The sequence below is a fragment of the Streptomyces calidiresistens genome, from assembly GCF_014141525.1.
GTDB lineage: Bacteria > Actinomycetota > Actinomycetes > Streptomycetales > Streptomycetaceae > Streptomyces > Streptomyces calidiresistens.
On record NZ_VKHS01000659.1, the window covers coordinates 1 to 3,128 of the forward strand.

The 3,128-nt window shown below is 74.7% G+C and carries 1 protein-coding gene; it reads right to left on the bottom strand.

What is annotated here, in order from left to right:
• Nucleotides 1-3,125: non-ribosomal peptide synthetase (locus tag FOE67_RS21085; RefSeq protein ID WP_323385221.1), on the bottom strand; the 3,125-nt coding region annotated here is incomplete at its 3' end.
• Nucleotides 3,126-3,128: the final 3 nt, after the last annotated feature.

The window sequence follows — 3,128 nt, forward strand, 5'->3', positions numbered from 1 at the left end:
ACCACCACCCCCACACCGGCCTCCGCCACCATGTACCTCAACCGCTCCACCGGCAACGCCGGATCCAACGGCACGTACACACCCCCCGCACGCCACACCCCCCACATCGCCGCCACCGACCACACCCCACGACCCACACACACCCCCACCGCATCACCCACACCCACACCGGCACCCCGCAACGCACCGGCCACACCCCCCGACAACCCCTCCAACTCCCCGTACGACACCACCCGATCCCCACACACCACCGCCGAACCACCACCACCCCACAACCGCACCGGACGGGGGGCGTCCCCGGCCGAGGCGGACGCGGTTCCGGCGGCGGTCAGGGCGGCCCGCTCCGAGGGCGCGCACAGCTCCAGGTCGCCCACCGGGGTCGTCGGGGCGTCCAGGGCCGCGACCAGGGCCCGACCGACGTGCTCGGCGAACCGGGTGACGGTGTCGGGCTCGAACAGGTCGTCGCTGTACTCGACGTTGAGGGCGAAGCGCCCCGGGGAGACCACGAAGGTGACGGTCAGGTCGAACTTGGCCGATCGCCAGGGCAGCGCGATCGTCCCGACCTCCCGATCGAGGAGGCGACCGGAGGCGTCGGAACCCTCCTGGACGTCGAACATGACCTGGAAGAGGGGGGTGCGGGAGAGGTCGCGCTCGGGCCGCAGCCGGTTCACCACGTGCTCGAAGGGCACCTCCCGGTGGTCGAAGGCCCCGAGCACGTCCGCCCGGACCCGCTCCAGGTGCTCGGTGAAGGCGGGGTCCCCGGAGAGATCGCCGCGCAGCACCACGGTGTTGACGAAGAACCCGATCAGGCGCTCCAGCTCCACCCGGTCCCGTCCCGCGACCGGGGTCCCCACCGCGATGTCCTCCTGACCCGACCAGCGGGCGAGCACCACCTGCACCACCGCCAGCAGCACCATGAACCGGGTGGCGCCGTGCCGGCGGGCCAGCGCGTCGATCCGCTCCGGCAGATCGTCGCCCAGCGGGATCTCCACGGCTCCGCCGCGGCCGGAACGCACCGCCGGGCGGGGCCGGTCGGTGGGCAGTTCCAGCGGGGGGACCCCGGCCAGGGCGGTCTCCCAGTACCGCAGGCCGGCCTCGGCGCCGGGGGATGCGGCGCGCTCGCGCTGCCACACGGCGAAGTCGGCGTACTGCACCGGCAGCGGCGGCAGGTCCGCGGTGGTGCCGGCCAGTCGGGCCCGGTAGCAGGCGGACAGCTCCTCCAGGAAGACGTCCTTGGACCAGCCGTCGATGGCCACGTGGTGGAAGGCGACGACCGCGACGTGGTCCTCCGGTCCCAGCTCCCACACCCCGGAGCGCAGCATCGGCGGCTCGTCCAGTGCGAACCGGCGGCGGGCCAGCTCGACGGCCCGTTCCCGGACCCGCTCCGGCACGTCCTCCCCGGCGTCCCCGTGCCCCCCGGCCGGGGCCGGGTGCCACTCCAGCGGAACGGGGGCGGGCGGCCGGATCTGCTGGACCGGGCGCCCGTCGACCTCGATCAACGCGGTGCGCAGCACCTCGTGACGGGCCGCCACATCGTCCAGGGCGCCCTGCCAGGCGACGCGGTCCAGGCCGCCGCGCACGCGCCGGCAGTACCACAGGACATAGTCCTCCCCCAGCGGGGACATCCGGTCCAGGAACCACAGCCGCTCCTGGGCGAAGGACAGCGGCAGGGGCCCCTCGCGGTCGGCGGGGACGACGGTGTCGGCGTCGACGCGGCGGGCGGCGGTGACGACCGGGGCGAACTCCCGGATGCGGGGGTTCTCGAAGAGGGTGCGCAGTTCGATCTCCCGCCCGAGCCGCTCGGCGACCCGGGAGACGGCCATGGTCGCCAGCAGGGAGTGGCCGCCGAGGTCGAAGAAGCCGTCGTCGATGCCGACGCGCTCGACCCCCAGCACCTCGGCCCAGATGGCCGCGATCGTCCGCTCGGTGTCGTCGCGGGGCGGGACGTGGGGCGTGCCGCCGGTGATCCGGCCGGGTTCCGGGGCGGGCAGGGCCGCTCGGTCCAGCTTGCCGGAGGCGTTGACCGGCAGGCGGTCCAACGTGGTGAAGAAGGAGGGCACGGCGTGGTCGGGGAGGTGGTCGGCGCAGTGGGAGCGCAGCGCCTCGAAGGACGGTTCCGTTCCCTCCGCGGGGACCACGTGGGCGATCAGCCGCCGGCCGCCGGGACCGTCGGGGCCGGCCGTGACGGCGGCGGCGGTGACGCCGGGGCACTCGGCCAGGACGGCCTCGATCTCGCCGGGCTCGACCCGGAAGCCCCGGATCTTGACCTGGTCGTCGGTACGGCCCAGGAACTCCAGGTCCCCCGAGGGCAGCCGGCGCACCAGGTCCCCGGTGCGGTAGACGCGGGCTCCGGGTTCGCCCGACGGGTCGGGCACGAAGCGCTCGGCCGTCGGCCCGGGCCGGCCGAGGTAGCCGAGGGCCAGCTCCGGCCCGCCGATCAACAGCTCGCCGGGAACGCCCACGGGTACCGGTCGTCCGCGCCGGTCCACCACCAGGGCCCGGCGGGAGCCCAGGGGCCGGCCGATCGGCACCCGTCCGGGGACGGGGGCGGTGACCCGGTGCGCGGTGGCCGAGACGACCGCCTCGGTCGGACCGTAGGTGTTGACGATCGGGACCCCCGGGAGGTGGTCGAACCAGCGGCCCAGGGGTGCCGCCGGCAGCGCCTCGCCGCCGGTGACCAACAGCCGGAGACCGGCCAGGTCGGGGGCGACGGTGTCGAGCCGGGCGACGACCTCCTCCCAGTAGGAGGGGGTGAGTTCGGTGACGGTGATCCGGTGTTCGCGGACGCGGGCGGCCAGGTCCTCCACCGACCAGATCTCGTCGGGGCGCAGGACGACGGTCGCGCCGGTCGTGAGGGCGGGGAGGATCTGCTCCAGCGAGGCGTCGAAGGAGAGCGAGGCGAGGGACAGCACGCGGTCCCCGGGGGTGATCGCGAAGCACTCCCGCGCCGCCGCCACATGAGCCGCCAACGCCCCGTGACCGACCACCACCCCCTTCGGCCGACCCGTCGAACCCGACGTGAAGATCACATACGCCGGATCACCCGACCCCACCGACGCCCACTCCACCCCCGCGTCCGGCACCACCGAACCCACCGACACCACCGGCACACCCACATCCGGCACCCC